This is a genomic window from Dokdonia sp. Asnod3-C12 (genome assembly GCF_045063975.1).
Classification (GTDB): Bacteria; Bacteroidota; Bacteroidia; order Flavobacteriales; family Flavobacteriaceae; genus Dokdonia.
In genome coordinates, this window is sequence record NZ_JBEFNY010000003.1 from 1617600 (window position 1) to 1635375 (window position 17776).

Annotated in this window: 17 protein-coding genes; 5 read left to right on the plus strand and 12 right to left on the minus strand. The window is 38.2% G+C overall.

Going from position 1 to position 17776, the window contains the following annotated elements:
• Positions 1-89: 89 nt before the first annotated feature.
• From ACJJVW_RS07470 to ACJJVW_RS07485, 4 genes are all read right to left on the minus strand, one after another.
• Positions 90-473, minus strand: a complete 384-nt coding sequence (locus ACJJVW_RS07470) for a TraR/DksA C4-type zinc finger protein (protein WP_035335029.1) — start codon at positions 471-473, stop codon at positions 90-92.
• Positions 474-475: 2 nt separating this feature from the next.
• The gene (ileS, locus tag ACJJVW_RS07475; RefSeq protein WP_405251198.1) at positions 476-3883 is read right to left on the minus strand and encodes an isoleucine--tRNA ligase; all 3408 of its coding nucleotides are present in this window, start codon (positions 3881-3883) and stop codon (positions 476-478) included.
• A 106-nt stretch (positions 3884-3989) separates the two neighbouring features.
• Positions 3990-4625: a porin family protein gene (locus ACJJVW_RS07480; protein ID WP_405251199.1), complete on the minus strand. Its 636-nt coding sequence runs from the start codon at positions 4623-4625 to the stop codon at positions 3990-3992.
• Positions 4626-4653: 28 nt separating this feature from the next.
• The gene (locus ACJJVW_RS07485) at positions 4654-5244 is read right to left on the minus strand and encodes a carboxymuconolactone decarboxylase family protein (RefSeq protein ID WP_035335022.1); all 591 of its coding nucleotides are present in this window, start codon (positions 5242-5244) and stop codon (positions 4654-4656) included.
• 106 nt (positions 5245-5350) lie between these two features.
• Between ACJJVW_RS07485 and ACJJVW_RS07490 the strand changes: the two genes are divergently transcribed.
• The 4 genes from ACJJVW_RS07490 (at position 5351) to ACJJVW_RS07505 (ending at position 9435) form a co-directional block, all read left to right on the plus strand.
• Entirely contained in the window at positions 5351-5803 is a 453-nt protein-coding gene (locus tag ACJJVW_RS07490; protein WP_035335019.1) for an OsmC family protein, read from the plus strand.
• A gap of 4 nt (positions 5804-5807) precedes the next feature.
• A complete protein-coding gene (locus tag ACJJVW_RS07495) occupies positions 5808-7349 on the plus strand; it encodes an SPOR domain-containing protein (protein ID WP_405251200.1) in 1542 nt (513 codons plus the stop codon).
• On the plus strand, positions 7349-9043 hold the full coding sequence (recJ, locus tag ACJJVW_RS07500; RefSeq protein WP_298323233.1) for a single-stranded-DNA-specific exonuclease RecJ: 1695 nt from the start codon (positions 7349-7351) through the stop codon (positions 9041-9043). The genes ACJJVW_RS07495 and recJ overlap by 1 nt, the downstream gene beginning before the upstream one ends.
• A 197-nt stretch (positions 9044-9240) precedes the next feature.
• Complete coding sequence (locus ACJJVW_RS07505) at positions 9241-9435, plus strand: hypothetical protein (protein ID WP_298323230.1); 195 nt, start codon at positions 9241-9243, stop codon at positions 9433-9435.
• Positions 9436-9499: 64 nt separating this feature from the next.
• Here ACJJVW_RS07505 and ACJJVW_RS07510 read toward each other — a convergent pair whose 3' ends face one another.
• From ACJJVW_RS07510 to trpS, 5 genes are all read right to left on the minus strand, one after another.
• Entirely contained in the window at positions 9500-10432 is a 933-nt protein-coding gene (locus ACJJVW_RS07510; RefSeq protein ID WP_379952864.1) for an alpha/beta fold hydrolase, read from the minus strand.
• A gap of 45 nt (positions 10433-10477) precedes the next feature.
• Positions 10478-11239, minus strand: coding sequence for a UDP-2,3-diacylglucosamine diphosphatase (locus ACJJVW_RS07515; RefSeq protein WP_298323842.1), 762 nt, complete (start codon positions 11237-11239; stop codon positions 10478-10480).
• A 6-nt stretch (positions 11240-11245) separates the two neighbouring features.
• Positions 11246-11698, minus strand: a complete 453-nt coding sequence (locus ACJJVW_RS07520) for a 6-carboxytetrahydropterin synthase (RefSeq protein ID WP_298323224.1) — start codon at positions 11696-11698, stop codon at positions 11246-11248.
• 208 nt (positions 11699-11906) lie between these two features.
• Entirely contained in the window at positions 11907-12290 is a 384-nt protein-coding gene (locus ACJJVW_RS07525; protein WP_298323221.1) for a hypothetical protein, read from the minus strand.
• A gap of 16 nt (positions 12291-12306) precedes the next feature.
• A complete protein-coding gene (trpS, locus tag ACJJVW_RS07530) occupies positions 12307-13278 on the minus strand; it encodes a tryptophan--tRNA ligase (RefSeq protein WP_298323218.1) in 972 nt (323 codons plus the stop codon).
• 70 nt (positions 13279-13348) lie between these two features.
• Between trpS and ACJJVW_RS07535 the strand changes: the two genes are divergently transcribed.
• Positions 13349-14080: a 1-acyl-sn-glycerol-3-phosphate acyltransferase gene (locus tag ACJJVW_RS07535; protein ID WP_298323215.1), complete on the plus strand. Its 732-nt coding sequence runs from the start codon at positions 13349-13351 to the stop codon at positions 14078-14080.
• 147 nt (positions 14081-14227) lie between these two features.
• On the opposite strand, the gene ACJJVW_RS07540 is transcribed toward ACJJVW_RS07535, so the two are convergent.
• The 3 genes from ACJJVW_RS07540 to recA form a co-directional block, all read right to left on the minus strand.
• Positions 14228-15685, minus strand: coding sequence for a hypothetical protein (locus tag ACJJVW_RS07540; RefSeq protein ID WP_405251201.1), 1458 nt, complete (start codon positions 15683-15685; stop codon positions 14228-14230).
• Positions 15685-16260, minus strand: coding sequence for an RNA polymerase sigma factor (locus ACJJVW_RS07545; RefSeq protein ID WP_405251202.1), 576 nt, complete (start codon positions 16258-16260; stop codon positions 15685-15687). The genes ACJJVW_RS07540 and ACJJVW_RS07545 overlap by 1 nt, the downstream gene beginning before the upstream one ends.
• 197 nt (positions 16261-16457) lie before the next feature.
• On the minus strand, positions 16458-17465 hold the full coding sequence (recA, locus tag ACJJVW_RS07550; RefSeq protein WP_298323206.1) for a recombinase RecA: 1008 nt from the start codon (positions 17463-17465) through the stop codon (positions 16458-16460).
• Positions 17466-17776 lie beyond the last annotated feature (311 nt).

Genomic DNA, 17776 nt, shown 5'->3' on the forward strand with positions numbered 1-17776 from the left:
TTTGTAAAAATTAAAAGCGCTCAGAGAGCGCTTTTTTATAACATCCTTTTGAGAATGGAGTACTTTGTAATTTTAATCTAAGAAAGGACTTACGCCTGCATATTCTTAGCCTCAATACTCAATGTAGCGTGCGGTACTAACTTTAATCGCTCTGGATTAATAAGTTTACCAGTCACACGACAAATTCCGTAAGTCTTATTCTGTATGCGTGTAAGTGCATTTTTAAGATCACGTATAAATTTTTCTTGACGTATAGCAAGAGCGCTGTTTGCCTCCTTACTCATCGTCGCACTACCTTCCTCAAAAGATTTAAATTGTGGAGAGGTGTCATCTGTACCATTATCTCCATCATTGAGATAAGCACTTTTGATAAGCTCAAGATCGTGTTGTGCTTTATCTATCTTTTTAAGAATGAGTTGCTTGAATTCCTCAAGCTGCGCATCATTAAACCTTTCTTGTATATCGTCTGCCATTACTAGTGTTTTGAAATGGATAAAAATGTTGTTATGTCGTCAAAAGCAATCTCCAGTCCATCACTTAATGTAGGTACTAGTTCTAGAGAATCTGCTAGTGTTTCTGCTTTAATATAGTCTGCGTTAGTCAGTACTGTCTGAGCAATTGACGGCTCTTCTTGTAGCTGTATATGGATACGATCTGTCACTTCAAATCCAGAGTCCTTACGTAGGTTCTGTATACGGTTAACCAATTCTCGTGCCACACCTTCTTTTTTGAGCTCTTCACTTATCGTAACATCTAGAGCTACTGTTACTCCAGCATTACTTGCAACTAGCCACCCTTCAATGTCTTGCGATGTTATCTCAACGTCACCAGCCTGCAAAATAGTATTTTCTCCATTAATTTCGACGGTTAATTCTCCATCTTGCTCAATTTTTGCAATATCCTCAGCTTGTAGTGAGTTTATCTTGCTAGCAATGAGCTTCATGTCCTTCCCAAAACGAGGTCCTAATACCTTGAAATTTGGCTTAATTTGCTTCACTAAGATCCCAGAATCGTCAGAAATAAGCTCAATCTCCTTAACGTTTACCTCAGATTTAATCAAATCAGCTACGGCCAGGATCTCATTCTTATCATTTTCATTAAGCACAGGAATCATAATACGCTGTAAAGGTTGGCGTACTTTTATCTTCTCTTTTGCTCTTAATGAGAGTGTTAGTGAGCTTACTATCTGTGCTTTTTGCATTTTGTGCTCAAGAGCAGCATCTATATAAGTTGCATCACTCACTGGGAATTCTGCAAGGTGTATGCTTTCAAAATCTTCTTTTCCAGTAGCAGCATTAAGATCTTTATAGAGTTTTTCCATAAAGAATGGTGCAACAGGAGCACTAAGCTTTGCTACGGTCTCAAGACACGTATATAATGTCTGGTATGCAGAGATTTTATCTGTGGCATATTCACCTTTCCAGAAACGTCTTCTACTTAATCTTACAAACCAGTTAGATAGGTTTTCTTGTACAAAGGTGTCTATCGCTCTAGTTGCTTTGGTAGGCTCATATTCTTCATAAAACTTATCTACAGTTGCGATAAGACTATGAAGTTCTGATAGTATCCATCTGTCTATTTCAGGTCGTTGAGAAAGTTCTATTTCCGCTTCCGCGAAAGCGAAATTATCAAGATTTGCATACAGCGCAAAGAAGTTATATGTGTTGTAAAGCGTCCCGAAGAACTTACGCTTCACCTCTTCTATTCCCTCTAAATCAAACTTGAGGTTGTCCCAAGGGTTTGCGTTAGAAATCATATACCAGCGAGTTGCATCTGGCCCGTATTTTTCTAAGGTCTCAAAAGGATCTGTTGCATTACCAAGACGTTTAGACATCTTCTGCCCATTCTTGTCAAGTACTAGTCCGTTAGAAACTACATTTTTATAAGCAACATCATCAAAGATCATCGTTGCAATCGCGTGGAGTGTATAAAACCATCCACGAGTTTGGTCTACACCTTCGGCTATAAAATCTGCCTTGCGCCAAGTGTCTTCTACGAGTTCTTTATTTTCAAAAGGGTAGTGCCATTGTGCATACGGCATAGATCCAGAGTCAAACCATACATCAATAAGATCTGCCTCACGCATCATAGGCTGGCCGCTGTCTGAGACTAAGGTAATTTTATCTACAATGTTTTTATGGAGATCTACAAGCTCATAATTCTCTTCACTCATATCGCCCACTTTAAACCCTTCAAAAGGATCTGTGTCCATCACACCTTTGTCAAGTGCTTTTTGGATTTCGGCCTTAAGTTCGGCTATAGAGCCTATGAGTATTTCTTCTTTTCCATCTTCGGTACGCCATATAGGAAGCGGTATTCCCCAGAAACGGCTACGTGATAAATTCCAGTCGTTTGCATTTGCAAGCCAATTTCCAAAACGTCCTTCTCCTGTAGACTTAGGTTTCCAGTTTACACCAAGGTTAAGCTCGTGCATACGATCTTTAAAATCGGTCACTTTTATAAACCAAGAATCTAGCGGGTAGTAAAGTACCGGCTTATCTGTACGCCAGCAATGTGGGTAACTGTGCACGTACTTCTCTACCTTAAAGGCTTTATTTTCTTCTTTTAAGCGTATCGCAAGTTCCACGTCCATAGAACGTTCTGGAGCCTCACCATCTGCATAATATTCATTCTTAATGTACTTGTTTCCAAACTCTTTGAGCTCAGGGCGAAATTTCCCCTGAAGATCCACAAGCGGCACAAGGTTACCATCTTCATTTTTAATAAGAAGTGGCGGAATTTCTGGTGAAGCTAGTTTTGCAACCAAAGCATCATCTGCACCAAAGGTAGGTGCCGTGTGTACAATACCTGTTCCATCCTCTGTAGTTACAAAATCTCCTGCAATTACACGGAAGGCATCTTGAGGATTATCATTAGGTTGTACAAAGTCAAATAGTTGCTCGTAGCGAAGTTCAAGAAGGTCTGCTCCTTTAAATTCTCTAGCTACGAAGTATGGTATTTTCTTATCTCCAGCAGTATATGCGTCCAGTTCTTCTTTCGCGGAAGCGGAAACAAATTTCTTATCAAACTGCTTAGAGATTAAATTCTTTGCAAGGATAACTTTTACTGGCTCAAATGTGTACTGGTTAAATGTCTCAACGAGTACATAATCAATCTTCTTCCCTACGGTAAGTGCCGTGTTTGAAGGCAGTGTCCATGGTGTCGTCGTCCAGGCGATAAAGTAGGTCTGCCCATCTGCAAGTTCTTTTGCAAGTGGGTTTTCACCTTGATCTGTGATTTTAAATTGTGCAACCACCGTAGTATCCGTCACATCACGGTAACAGCCAGGCTGGTTAAGTTCGTGAGAGCTTAATCCCGTTCCCGCCTTAGGAGAATACGGCTGGATGGTATACCCTTTGTATAGTAAATCTTTGTTATAGATTTGCTTAAGTAGCCACCATACGGTTTCCATATACTTGGCCTTGTAGGTGATGTATGGATCTTCCATATCTACCCAGTAGCCCATTTTTTCTGTAAGGTCGTTCCAGATATCTGTGTAGCGCATCACGGCTTTTTTACAAGCTTCGTTATACTCCTCTACAGTGATTTTTGTACCGATATCCTCTTTGGTAATACCAAGTTCTTTTTCAACACCAAGTTCTACAGGAAGTCCGTGTGTATCCCATCCAGCTTTACGCTTTACCTGAAAGCCTTTCATCGTTTTATAACGAGGAAAAATATCTTTAATCGCACGTGCTAGTACGTGGTGTACACCCGGTAGTCCGTTTGCCGAAGGTGGTCCTTCAAAAAACACGTACGGTTTTGCTCCTTCTCGAGAAGTAACCGACTTCTCAAAAACGTCATTTTCTTTCCAGTAGGCAAGTACCTCGCTAGCGATGTTAGGAAGGTCTAATCCTTTATATTCAGTGAACTTAGCGCTCATTTTGTAGTCTTTAAATGTTGTGCGCGAATTTACGAGATTTTTAGGCAATAAAGAAGTGCCTCAAGATGATAACATCTTGAGGCACTTCTTTGAAATCTATTAATGACTAAAGTTTGTAAGCAAGCCCCAGTTGAAATACTGAAGCCTTCACAGAATTTTGATTGGTAAGACCTCTAAAGTAGCCTAATTCAATCATCATATTCTCCGAAGCTTTGTAGCCTATTCTCGCGCTTGCATCAATCCCTATTTTATCATCATCTTGAAATCGAGAAACTACTAGCTCATCACCACTATCTACTTCTGTTTCGAAGTTTAGTGTGTAGGTAATTTGCGGACCAAGAAATAAGCTAAAGTCACTACCAATCTTATATTGTAATAGTATAGGCAGCAGAAGCTTACTCTGTTTTACATTTACATCTTCTTCATTCTCAAAAAATGTAGGGTCATTTTGGTCAAACACTAGAACTTGACTATAATCTATGTCTAGTTTAGCTCCTTGACTGCTGTAAAGCAATTCTGGTTGTAGCGAGAACTTATCACTGAGGCTAACGTTAATAAAACCACCTGCATAAAAGCCAACTTTGGCATTAAAATCTAAAAAATCATTGTTTGAATCTTCAAATTCATAAATGAGATTAGCGTAATTGAGTCCACCTTTTATACCATAACTTATATCATTTTGAGCAAAAGAAACTGCAGCTATAAAAAGGCAAATTGTTAATGAGAAAATTATTTTTTTCATTCTTTTAAATTAAATTTCAAATATAAACTTACACGTGTTTTCCTACTTCAAAACCGTGCTTCCCGAGATATTGATTTCCAGAATCTATGGCATCTTCCTCTAGGGTAGTTCCCATGGAGTCATTCCAGCGGTTAAGGTATCCAAAGAGTGAAATCACTCCCAGCATTTCTACAATCTCACCTTCATCCCAGTATTTATATAATTCTTCCTTGATTTTTGCGTCTACGGCATTTGGCACTTGACTTGCCGCAAGTGAAAAATCAAGCGCAGCACGCTCTGCATCAGAAAAAGCAGCGTGATGTCTGTATTCCCAGATGTTATCTAGTTGTTCTTGCTCTGCGCCATAACGTTCTGCAGCACGTATAGCGTGCGCCTGGCAGTAACGACATCCAGTAGCATTACTAGACACCCAAGCAATCATACGTTTTAAGGCGGAAGTTACTCGGCCTTGGTTTGCCATCACGGCTTTGTTGAGGTTTATAAATGCTCGTGAGATATCTGGACGACGCTGCATTGTAAGTACAGAGTTAGGACAAAAACCTAGCGTCTCATTAAAAAATAACGCAAGTTCTTTGGTTGTCTCATCATGTTCGGCAGAGAGTGGTGTTACTAATGGCATCGTATATATTTTAAATTAATGTTCTTATTTACGCTTTCGCGAAAGCAATATAGGCATTTTATCTACCAATTTTGTACCTTCATATTTCAAGCAAAACACACATAAAATGGCTGGACATACAGTAACTACAATTTATAAGCAAGGAATGCAATTTGAAACAGATAGCCCTACGGGTTATAAGGTTTTAATAGATACTTCTCCAGAAAATGGAGGTAATAACGATGGAATGGGGCCTAAGGCGATGATGCTTTCTGGTCTTGCGGGATGTACTGGTTTAGACATTGTTTTTGTGCTAAATAAAATGAGGGTAGACGTGCCTAAATTTAAAATGATTGTAAAAGGAGAACTCACAGAGGAGCACCCTAAAACATATCACACCGTATGGCTAGATTATCACTTTTATGGTGATGACTTAAATGAAGAAAAAATCCAAAAAGCAGTAACACTCTCTGAAGAGCAATACTGTGGAGTGATGGAAATGTTTAGAAAATTTGCCGATTTAAAAGTAGGCGTACACTTTCACGCACTTTCTGAATTAAATGAAGAGAGCGAAAACTAGAAAAATGAAAAAACTATTGAGTTTCCTGTGCATGCTTCCTATAATAGCGTCTGCTCAGGATTCAAAAACTTTTACTAGAGATAAAGAATTTTACATACGTGGCAACACTGCCGTGGTGGGTAATAATATATTAAGCAAAGACTCAGAAAAACCATTTAATGATCTCGAGAAAATAAACGATGAGTTCAAAATGCGCTATGTGGATATTGATAATGATCAAAGCACATGGAGTTCAAGTAGCGCTCACTTAGCGTTAAGAGAAGGAGTAAAGGTTGTGTATGCTGGATTGTATTGGTCGGGAACTTATTATGGTGAGCGCAGTGGAAAACGTCTCAAAGATGGTCAGGTTTACCACAAAAAACTAGACGATCGTGCTCATGATATAAGAGGCGTAAAATTAAAATTACCTGGTGGCACCTATGAGAACATACAAGGCTCGCTCATTTATGATGGCGAGGATGCGACACATAACTCTATAAGCTCTCGAGCGCCTTATGCATGCATGGCAGACGTTACGGCATTAGTACAAGGTGATATTAATGGCCAAGTGACTGTAGCAAATGTAAGTGCAACCCAAGGGGAGATTATAGGGGGGAGTTCTGCTGGGTGGTTGTTGTATGTGGTGTATGAAGATGAGACACAGCCATTGCAATATGTGACTACCTTTCACGGATTTGAATTTGTAAATAAAAAAGCTATTGAAGTCGATTTTGGTAATTTTCAATCTTCAGAAAAAGGAGAGTTAGAAACAGCGATTACCATTGGAGCTTTAGAAGGTGATGGGACTCTAGGTCGTGATGAGATAGGTATTTTTGATCCTAAAACGAAGGTTTTTGTTACGCTAGATAATAGCGTGAGAGCATCAAGTAATTTCTTTAATAGCACCATAACTATTAATGACAAGAGAGCCACAAATAGAATTCCTAATAGTCTAAATACCTTAGGCTTTGATCTTGCGAAAATTAAAATTCCTACCGCTCAAAATGCGATTATTGCTAATAGTACAGGAGGGGTGAAAATGAGATTTAAGACAAGATCAGATCGATTTTTCTTATTCTTTACCGCATTCCAAACAACGATAAGTGAGCGTTATTATAAAGAGAAAAATAGCAATGCCACTAGCGTTGCCTCTACTGAGCAAGTGGTAACGGCGCAACCACCTAAGAAGGTGATCACAAATCAGCAAGTTGCTATTGCGGTACCTCCAGCTCCAGACGAGCCTAAGCCAGCATATGTTGCGCCAGAAGTTGTAAACAAAGAACTTGCTTCGCTACTTGAAAAACCGTCGCTTAAGGTTGAAAATATAGGAGCCGGATATTACGTAGTAACTAACGTATTTTCAAACGCTACAAATGCCGAAAACTGGATGGCTATTCTTGCCACAAAAGGTCTCGAGCCACAAATGTTTTTCCGTCCAGATAATAATTACTTTTATGTGTTTGTAGACGCTGGGATGAATGCAGCCGCACTCTATAAAAAACTCGAAGAAGTAAGAACAATGCCCGACTTAAAAGAATCATGGATGCTTAAAATTAATCTTGATTAATGCGTTGGACTTTAAAACCAAAACCAGAAGCACAAAAAGTTACAAATCTTGCTAAAGAACTTGGAGTAGAGGAGCCTATTTCTCGTTTACTCATACAGCGTGACATAGACACGTTTGAAAAGGCAAAACAGTTTTTCCGTCCATCTCTAGATGACTTACATGATCCATTCTTAATGAAAGATATGGATGTTGCGGTGGCACGTATTGAACAAGCGATAGCTCAAGGGGAAAATATTCTCGTTTTTGGCGATTATGATGTAGATGGTACCACGAGTGTTGCCTTAATGAGCTCCTATCTCGATACAATCCATCCGCAGGTGGCGACCTATATTCCGGACCGTTATGCAGAGGGTTATGGTGTTTCTTATATGGGGATTGACTTTGCTGCAGATAATGATATGACACTCATTATCGCACTAGATTGTGGTGTAAAAGCTATTGAAAAGGTGGCTTATGCAAAAGAAAAAGGAATTGACTTCATTATTTGTGATCACCATAGACCCGGTGATCAGCTGCCAGATGCGGTTGCTATTTTAGATCCAAAAAGAGAAGATTGTTCATACCCATATGATGAGTTATGCGGTTGTGGTGTAGGTTTTAAACTTATAAGTGCAATTGCGCTTTCGCGAAAGCAAAACTTTGAAGAGCTTCTTCCTTACCTAGACCTTGTTGCTACGGCAATAGGAGCAGATATCGTACCTATTACAGGAGAAAATAGAATCCTTGCTTACCATGGATTAAATGTGATAAACCAAGCGCCTCGGGCAGGTTTTGAAGCCATTATAAAGCAAGTCAAAAAGCAAACGCTTACCATCACAGATGTAGTTTTTATCATAGGACCGCGTATAAACGCCGCGGGAAGAATGGTACACGGTAACCATGCCGTAACCTTATTAAGAGAGACAAACCTTGATGCGGCCATCAAATTTGCATCAGAAATAGAGCAATATAACTCCGACCGAAAGGAAGCAGATAAGAGTATTACCCAACAAGCCCTTGATCAAATTATAGAGAGCAAGGAAGAGGGAAATAAAACCACCGTTGTTTTTCAGGAAGACTGGCATAAAGGAGTGATAGGGATAGTAGCTTCAAGATTAATAGAAACATATTACCGTCCTACGCTAGTATTTACAAGAAGCGGAGATAAATATGCTGCCTCTGCAAGATCTGTAAAAGGTTTTGATGTGTATAACGCCTTGCATGAATGTGCTGAGCATATAGAGCAATTTGGTGGGCATAAATATGCCGCAGGACTTACACTAGCTCCAGAGCAGTATGAAGCATTTAAAGAAAAATTTGAACAGGTGGTTGCTGCTAGTTGTGATGAGCGCTTGCTGGTTCCAGAAATTGCCATTGACTCAGAGATAGACCTTGCAGATATCACGCCGAAATTTCACCGTATTTTAAAGCAGTTTGCTCCTTTTGGACCTCAGAATATGTCACCTACATTTATGACTCAAAACCTAGTAGACACAGGTTATGGTAAAAAAGTAGGAGCAGATCAAACACACCTAAAAGCTACCGTAGTACAGAATAATAGAGGGCAACGTATAGGGTGTATAGGTTTTAATCTAGGAGATAAATACGAACTAATTGAAGATAAAAAAATCTTTAAGGCTGCATACTCCCTTGATGAAAATGAATGGAACGGGAATGTGAGTTTGCAGTTGCGATTAAAAGATATTAAAGCCTAAGATCAAATTTTTCATTTGATAAGGAATAATTAATCTGCGCGCATAGTTGTTAAAATAAAAGAGCATGTATATGCCTTGTCTAGTGCAGGGGGTTTTCTTGCTTCATTTAGAGTATTATTCGAGAAATATGTTAAAAATTTGTGATATGGGTTATTTTTTCTTAAATTTATGTTAACACTTAACATAGATACACCATTATGGCAACCACAAAAAAATCAAATAATGAGATATACGAAATCATTGAAGTAGCATTAGTGACCTTTTGTTTGGCCATAGTAATGATTGTATTTTATCAATACAATGATTCAAATGCTATTGAAGATGCTCATTCTTCTTTTGCAAGCTCTATGGATACTTGGGACAAGCAAATAACGAGTACAATAAATAATTAAAAGGCTCCATATCTATTTAAAAGTAAAAACCCCTTCAATTGAAGGGGTTTTTACTTTTTAAGTTTTATTTCAAAAAATCCAAGATTAACTTGACAACCTCCTTGGGCTTTTCCTCTTGAATAAAGTGCTTTGCTTCTATAATATGGAAGTTCTCATCGTTAACTTGTAGGTTCTTTTTAAGCCCTTCTTTTTGAGGTTCTATGAGTAGAAAGGAATCATTACCACCCCATATTACTGCCGTAGGGATATCCAGTTCTTTTATCATATCGCTATAATCTGGCAAGTCATTACAAGTTTGTGTAAAGAAGTAATACATGCCTCTAGTTTTTCCTTCTCTTAGTGGTGTTTTATAACCAATAATATCTTCCTTGTTGAGGTTGTTCTCCATCATTCCAGACTTAAAAAGCTTCTTAAGCATCATGTTTGTAGTAATGCCGTTGCGATAGCTCCACATTGCGGTACGCGCCATAAAACCTTTTTTAAAACGAACAGGAGGCTCGAAGCCTTCTTCATAAATGATGGTATTGAGAAGCACGAGTCGCTTTACTTTTGATGGGTTTTCCTTTAAAAGTTCCCATGTCCATAAGCCACCTGCGTCATGCATAACATGCGTCCAGCTGTCTATGTTTAATGATTCCATAAGTGCTAGAAGACGCTCTGCGTGCTCCTCCTCAGAGTATATCTCATAACCCATAGGATTATCACTATTACCATAACCTAGCATGTCTGGCACAATCACTCGGTAACCTTGAGCTACAAGTGGGTCAATCATTTTTCTATATAACCATCCAGAAGTAGGCACACCATGTAATAAGAGTATGACTTGATTTCCTTGACCGCGATCTATATAGGTAATAGCGCCATCACTAGATGTAAATGTTTTCTGTTCCTTTCTAAAACTATCATAGGTAGTCTGTCCTTCTCTTAAAATCGTAGATTGATAAGGTTTACAAGAAAATAAAGCAAAACCACATAGGGCAATAAGAAGTAAACGCATGGATAAGTATTTGCTTAAAGATAACTAAGCAAGAAGTTTTACAGACTATTCCTTCTCAAATTCCTTGAGTTCAAATCCATTTTCATCATATACTCCATAAGTGTAATGATGTATCCAGTCTCCTAGATTATAATATGTGGAGCTCTCGCCCACTTGGATAGTCATAGGTAAGTGACGGTGTCCAAAAATAAAAAAATCAAAATGCTCCTTCTCTAGTTTGCGCTTAGCATACGTAGCCAGCCATTCCTGATCTTCGCCTAGAAAAACGTGGTCATCATCACCAGAGATGAGTTTGTTTTTTACAGACATGTATTGAGCAATTTTCATACCAATATCTGGATGTCCCCAGCGAAAGAGCCACTGAAAAAACTTCCCTCTAAACACCTTTTTCATGCGCTTGTAACCCATGTCTCCAGGACCTAATCCATCACCGTGACCTAAAAAGAACTTTTTATCATTTATTGTAAAAACTTCCGGATCATGATAAACAGGGATACCTAGCTCATCTTGAAAATAGCCGTTCATCCAGAGATCGTGGTTACCCACGAAAAAGTAAATCTCAATACCTTCGTCACGCATCTCTGCTAGTTTACCTAGTGTGCGCACAAAGCCTTTAGGCACTACAGTCTTATACTCAAACCAAAAATCAAAGAGATCTCCCATTAAGAAAATAGCTTGTGCGTCCTTGCGTGCCATCTCTAGCCATAGCAAGAATTTACGTTCACGAGGGCGACTTTCTTCCATAGTAGGAGCGCCCAAGTGATTGTCACTTGAGAAATAGATTTTCTTTCCTTTGGGGAGTGTTATCTTCATTTAATCTTGATCTGCAGCGTGCCATTCGGCATAGCTGGTTGCCGTTTCAGAGAGGCGTAGTGAGTGTAATTTTATAGTGTCTGGTAAAAATGATTGAATTTTTGCAGCAAAGTCTATTACCATCATTTCACTTGTAGGCTGATAGTCTACTAGAAGCACATCATGACCGCGGTCAGATAGTTCCTTTGCAAGCTCTACGTGCGGTGTGTTTTTATTAAAAACGGTAGCGTGATCAAAAACGTTTACAATCTCACGATTTACAATTTTCTTTAAATCGCCAAAATCGATAACCATCCCCAGTTTAGCATTACCTGTATCAGAAATAGGCTGTCCTATCACGGTAACACTTAGTTTGTAACTATGGCCGTGCACATTTTTACACTTTCCATCATAGCCATATAAGGCATGACCAGTCTCAAAGGTAAATTGTTTTGTAATTCTAATTTTTGACATACTGTATTATTGGTTTCCGCTTTCGCGAAAATTGAAACTTAAACGACCTAACGTCTGTTTCTAAATTTGTTGTACAAAACTACGATAATCAATACAAGTCCCAAGATTAGGAACAAACCGTTACCGCTTAAAAAGCTCATGAAGTCCATAATAATCTGTATTTAAAGATTAATTTTAAATTTTATTATTGATAATTTTTAATAGAAAATTAGTTCGTTTCTATAATTTGCATTGATCGTATAGACTCTTTCAACTTATTTAAGGTTCTAGTTTTTAATCTGACTTGATTTCCTTTAATATCGATAATTTCGAATTCGAAAGTTTTCCCTAAAATTAGATCAAAAGAAGAATCATTTACTTCAACAATAGTAAGTTGATAATCACACTCGGAAGTCCAGTTAACCTTACTTTTAAACCAAAAATTTTCTGATTTTGAGCTATCAATTTGAATAGAATCTCTTCTTTTTACTATTATTTCGTTCGACCTTGAGTCTAAGTATTTGAATGTACCATTTTTAATTGTTCTACAGCTAGTATTTTGGGCTGTGACTGTGATTGATGTTAAAAATAATACAAGCATTACTAGTTTCATTAATTCTATGTTTTCATTAGTACCCCACAACTTTTCTAACTCTTTCTATCACTCCAATTGCAACCTTGGTTGCTTTTTCTGCTCCTATTTTTAATGCAGCATCAATCTCGTTGAGATTGTCCATATAATAATGGTATTTCTCACGCTGTGTCGCATATCTCTCTATAATCACTTCATAGACAGCTTGCTTTGCGTGACCGTAGCCAAAGTCTGTTCTTTTATAATTTTCGCGTAAGCGGTCTATTTGTTCTGGTGATGCTAGTAATTTATAAAGGTTAAACACATTACAGCCCTCTGTTTCCATAGGTTCTTCCATAGGAGTGCTGTCTGTTTTAATCCCCATAATTTGCTTGCGTAGCTTCTTGTCTGGCAAGAATATATCAATAATATTCCCTTTAGACTTAGACATCTTTGCGCCATCTGTACCTGGAATATACATGGTTTCTTCATTGTGACTAGCTTCTGGTAATACAAAAACCTCCTTACCTGTTGCTGCGTGAAAACGGCTAGCAACATCACGAGTCATTTCTATATGCTGCGCTTGATCTTTCCCCACGGGAACAACCTCTGCGTCATACAGCAAGATATCTGCCGCCATAAGCATAGGGTAGGAGAATAATCCAGCATTTACATCCTCTAGGCGATCTGCTTTGTCCTTAAAACTGTGAGCGAGTGTGAGTCGCTGGTATGGAAAGAAACAGCTCAAGTACCAAGTAAGCTCTGTAGTTTGAGGTACATCGCTCTGTCTATAAAATACCGTTTTATCAATATCAAGACCAAAGGCAAGCCAGGTAGCTGCCGTGCTATAGGTATTGTGACGTAGCTGTGCGCCGTCCTTTATCTGAGTAAGCGAGTGCATATCTGCAATAAAGAGAAATGCCTCGTTTGCAGGATTATTTGCCATCTCGATAGCAGGGATAATCGCTCCTAATAAATTTCCTAAGTGGGGTGTACCTGTACTTTGTACACCAGTAAGTATTCTTGACATAAAATTAAGTAAAAAGCAAAGTTAACTTTTTCTAGGCATTGGCTAGGGCGAATTACCTATTTTTGGCACCATGCATTTTTTAAGAAACATAGCGGTTGCTGTTTGGAAAGTATGGTTTTACTTTTTAATGCTTGTGGTGATACTTATTTTATCTCCACTTCTCATTATTAGTATCCTCAAAGAAACGTGGTACGGAATGTTTTTTCGTCTAGCGCAAATATGGGCTCGTACGATTATGTTACTCATGGGATTATTCCCAAAAGTAGTAAGAGAAGAGAAGTTTGAGCGAGGCAAAGGATATATGCTGGTGAGTAACCACACCTCTATGATGGATATTCTGTTAATGCTTCACCTTGCAAAAAGTCCTTTTGTATTTGTAGGTAAAGCAGAGCTAGCAAAGCTGCCACTCTTTGGTTTCTTTTATAAGCGCACTTGTATCTTAGTAGATAGAGGTAATGCGCGCAGTCGTAAGCAAGTATTTGATCAGGCACAACGACGCCTTAGTCAGGGTTTTAGTATCTGTATTTTTCCAGAAGGTGGCGTTCCTAATGATTTGTCACTAGTGCTAGATACTTTTAAGGATGGAGCTTTTAGACTAGCAATAGACCATCATCTTCCTATTGTACCTATCACCTTTTATGATAATAAGAAGCGATTTCCTTACTCATTTTTCAAAGGAATTCCAGGGGTAATGAGAGCAAAGGTGCACTATTTTATTCCTACGGTAGCGATGACGCAAGATGATAAGAGAGCCTTAAGGGAGCAAACACGTGAGGTTATCTTACATGAATTAACTAAGTAGATTAGACCGCTTTCGCGAAAGCGTATACATAAAAAGGCTCCGTAACCAGCGGAGCCTTTCTTGTTATCATTGCAAGAGCAACGATTACCTAACCAACTAAAAAACTAACCTAATACCAAGTAAACTACACTTGGTATAGCTTCTTTACTAGAACTTATAGCTTACGCCAGTATATACACCTATGTAATATGGCTGAAAATCTACCACCTTATTATCAAAACTATTAAGTTGATATTTAAGTGAAGGTTCTATATTAAATATGATTTTTTTTGTGAATTTATAATCTAAGCCTACACCTAAGTTTGTGGTAAAACTCACCTCATTTACACCATTTGCTGTCCCTAAACTTGTAGTGAGCTGTGATGACTTTAAGACAACGTCATTCTCATTGAGAAATAAAGTGCTTACTCCACCTATAAGAGATAGTCCTACGCGTTTATCTGAAATTACGTAAATAGCTTCTAGCGGTACTTCTAAGTAGCTTAGTTGCTGTTGTAGGGAGCCATTTGAGGATGCGCCTATTCTTGATATAGCGTTGTCTGCAGTAAAACTATGTTGAGTAGCCGGATTGTCTAAAATGGCCAGTACTTTTGCATTGTCATTAAATGAAATCCCTCGCACACTGCGTCCTAATCCATTGGTCGAAAAGGATATCTCATTAGTATTATAACTTAAGTCTACATTGCTCACTCCAGTACGTATCTTGAATTTTGGACTTATAGCATAACTCACTTGAACCCCATAACTTAAATTCACATCGCCAGATTTATCATTATCTGCAAACTGTTTGTCTAGTCCAGAACCACCAAAATCGCCATAGTAAACAGGAGCAGCGACGGCCCCAACATCCCAGCGCTTTATTGCAGTGTTGTTATCTACTTGAGCAAGCTCGTCCTCTTGCAAGGTTTCTATTTTCTGAGCTTCGTCGATGAGGTTTTTATTGTTATTAGAACTCTCGTCAAGTGTGCTTGTTTGAGCAATCGCATTGGTAATTTTTTGTGGAGAGTCATTATTTTCAACTTCAGCTTTATTTAGATGAAGCGGGCTATCTGTGTTTCCTGTATTTGGTTGAGATGAATTTGCTTGATAAGTAATTCCCGCAGTGTTTTGCTCAGTTGTTGCGAGGTTAGCTTTGTTTGGACTGTTTTGAGATCCATTTCTAGAGTTATTGTCGTCTCTTCTAGATGCTAGAGTAGCGCTTTTTGGATTTCTTGACGTCGTGTTGTTATTTATACCTGAAGTGATTTGAGATTCATCAGCAGTTGCAAGTTTATTGCCCTCCTCATTACTTGTTGATACTTGAGGAGTAATTGACGTTGTAGCCCTATTCTCTTGTGAGACTGTATTTTCATCATTAATAATAGACGTCTCTACAACCTGAGTATTCTCTTGATTAGCAGTATCGATAAATAAGCTACCTATGCCAAAAAGCAATAGGAGCGCAGCAGCTATACCGCCCAACTTCCACCATAATGGAATGACCTTTTTATTTTCTTTTTCTTTTTGCGCTGCAAGAATATTATTCCAAACGCGGTCGCTAGGGTGCGATTCAAAATCTTTGAATTTCTCTTGGAATAATCTATCTATGTTCTTCTTCTCCTTCATTATTGTATGTGAGATTTGCTTTTGGGGTTAAACTGGCTCATCTCTATTTTTTCTTTTAATATTCCTCGGGCGCGTGCAAGATTTGATTTTGAAGTGCCCTGAGAAATTGTAAGCAATGCTGATATTTCTTTGTGTGAGTGCCCATCCATTACATAAAGGTTGAAAACCATTCTGTATCGATCTGGAAGCTCTTGTATAATCTTAAGTAGGAAATCGAGAGGAACACTTTCTTCTTCTATCTCAACTTCTACTTCCTTTATATTTTCTTCATTAACTAGGTTAAAAACTCCTGGTTTTCTATAGCGCTGTAGCGCAGTATTTATTACAACTCTTTTGAGCCACCCTTCAAACGAACCTTTGTTTTTGTACTGACTTACTTTGTCAAAAATGGTCATAAAGGCATCTTGCAGAATATCTTCTGCTTCTGCATAATTAGGAGCATACTTTAAGCATACAGAAAACAAGACGCTTGAATAGCGATTGTATAATTCTGCTTGAGCCTTAGGCTGCTTCTTCTTACAGTTCTTTATGAGTTGGTCTTGACTCAACCGGTTGTTTGGTTTTAATGTTCTCATAACAAGATAAGAACAGATATCTATTTAAAGTGCTCATGAGCTACATTATGATATCATTTATGGACGTCTACTCGTATACTTTCTATAAAATTTTATCTGGTTAACACTACGTAGATGCTAAAAAAATAAAAAGGTTGCGTTTAAAATGCAAAAACCTCCCTTATGGGAGGTTTTTATTATCAATATGATATAATTGCTTACTCGTTAGATAATTTGATAGCTTCATGAATTTTTGCTTCTAGCTCGTCCATAAGGTCTGGATTATCTAGTAATAATGCTTTTACAGCATCACGACCTTGACCTAACTTAGTATCTTGATAGCTAAACCATGATCCAGCTTTCTTTACAATCTCATAGTTTACACCTATATCTATAATCTCTCCTACTTTTGAGATTCCTTCCCCATACATAATGTCAAATTCTGCCATACGGAAAGGTGGTGCAACCTTGTTCTTTACAACTTTAACTCGGGTCTTGTTACCCATTACGTTTGCGTTACTATCCTTAATCTGTGTAGAACGACGTATGTCAAGACGTACAGAAGCATAAAACTTAAGTGCATTACCACCGGTTGTAGTTTCTGGATTTCCAAACATAACCCCTATCTTCTCACGAAGTTGGTTAATGAAAATCACTGTACAATTAGTTTTACTAATGGATCCAGTAAGTTTACGAAGTGCTTGAGACATTAAACGAGCGTGAAGTCCCATTTTTGAATCTCCCATCTCACCTTCTATCTCACTTTTAGGAGTAAGTGCAGCAACAGAATCTACTACGACAATATCAATAGCTCCAGAGCGTATAAGATTGTCTGCGATTTCAAGTGCTTGCTCTCCGTTATCTGGTTGTGATATGATCAAGTTATCGATATCCACCCCTAGCTTTTCTGCATAGAAACGGTCAAAAGCGTGCTCTGCATCAATAAATGCTGCAATTCCTCCAGCTTTTTGAGCCTGAGCAATGGCATGTAATGTCAAGGTGGTTTTACCCGAAGATTCTGGCCCGTAAATTTCAATTACACGACCTCTTGGATATCCTCCTACACCTAAAGCAACATCTAGCCCTAGAGAACCCGTTGGTATAGACTCTACATCTACGATAGCTTGATCTCCCATTTTCATCACAGCTCCTTTACCGTAAGTCTTGTCTAGCTTGTCTAGGGTGAGTTTAAGGGCTTTTAATTTTGCATCTTTTTCACTACTCATATCTTCAGTTTTGTATTGTAAATTTAATTGTTAAATAATGGGTAAACAAGGTGCGCTTTCGCGAAAGCGTAATATTTTTAACATAATTCTTGTCGATGATGACGCAACCATTTAATTATTATTGCATCTTAGCAACGAGAATAAGTCTAACGCACACCAAACACATTATTCCCGACGTTTTGTCAAAGATACTAAAATTTGGAATCTTTACTAAAATTAGGAGGGCCACAGCTACAAAGTATTAAAAAAATTACGACGACATTAAATAAAATGTAAACCTGAATTAGCCAAAATTCACAAAAAAATGCCCG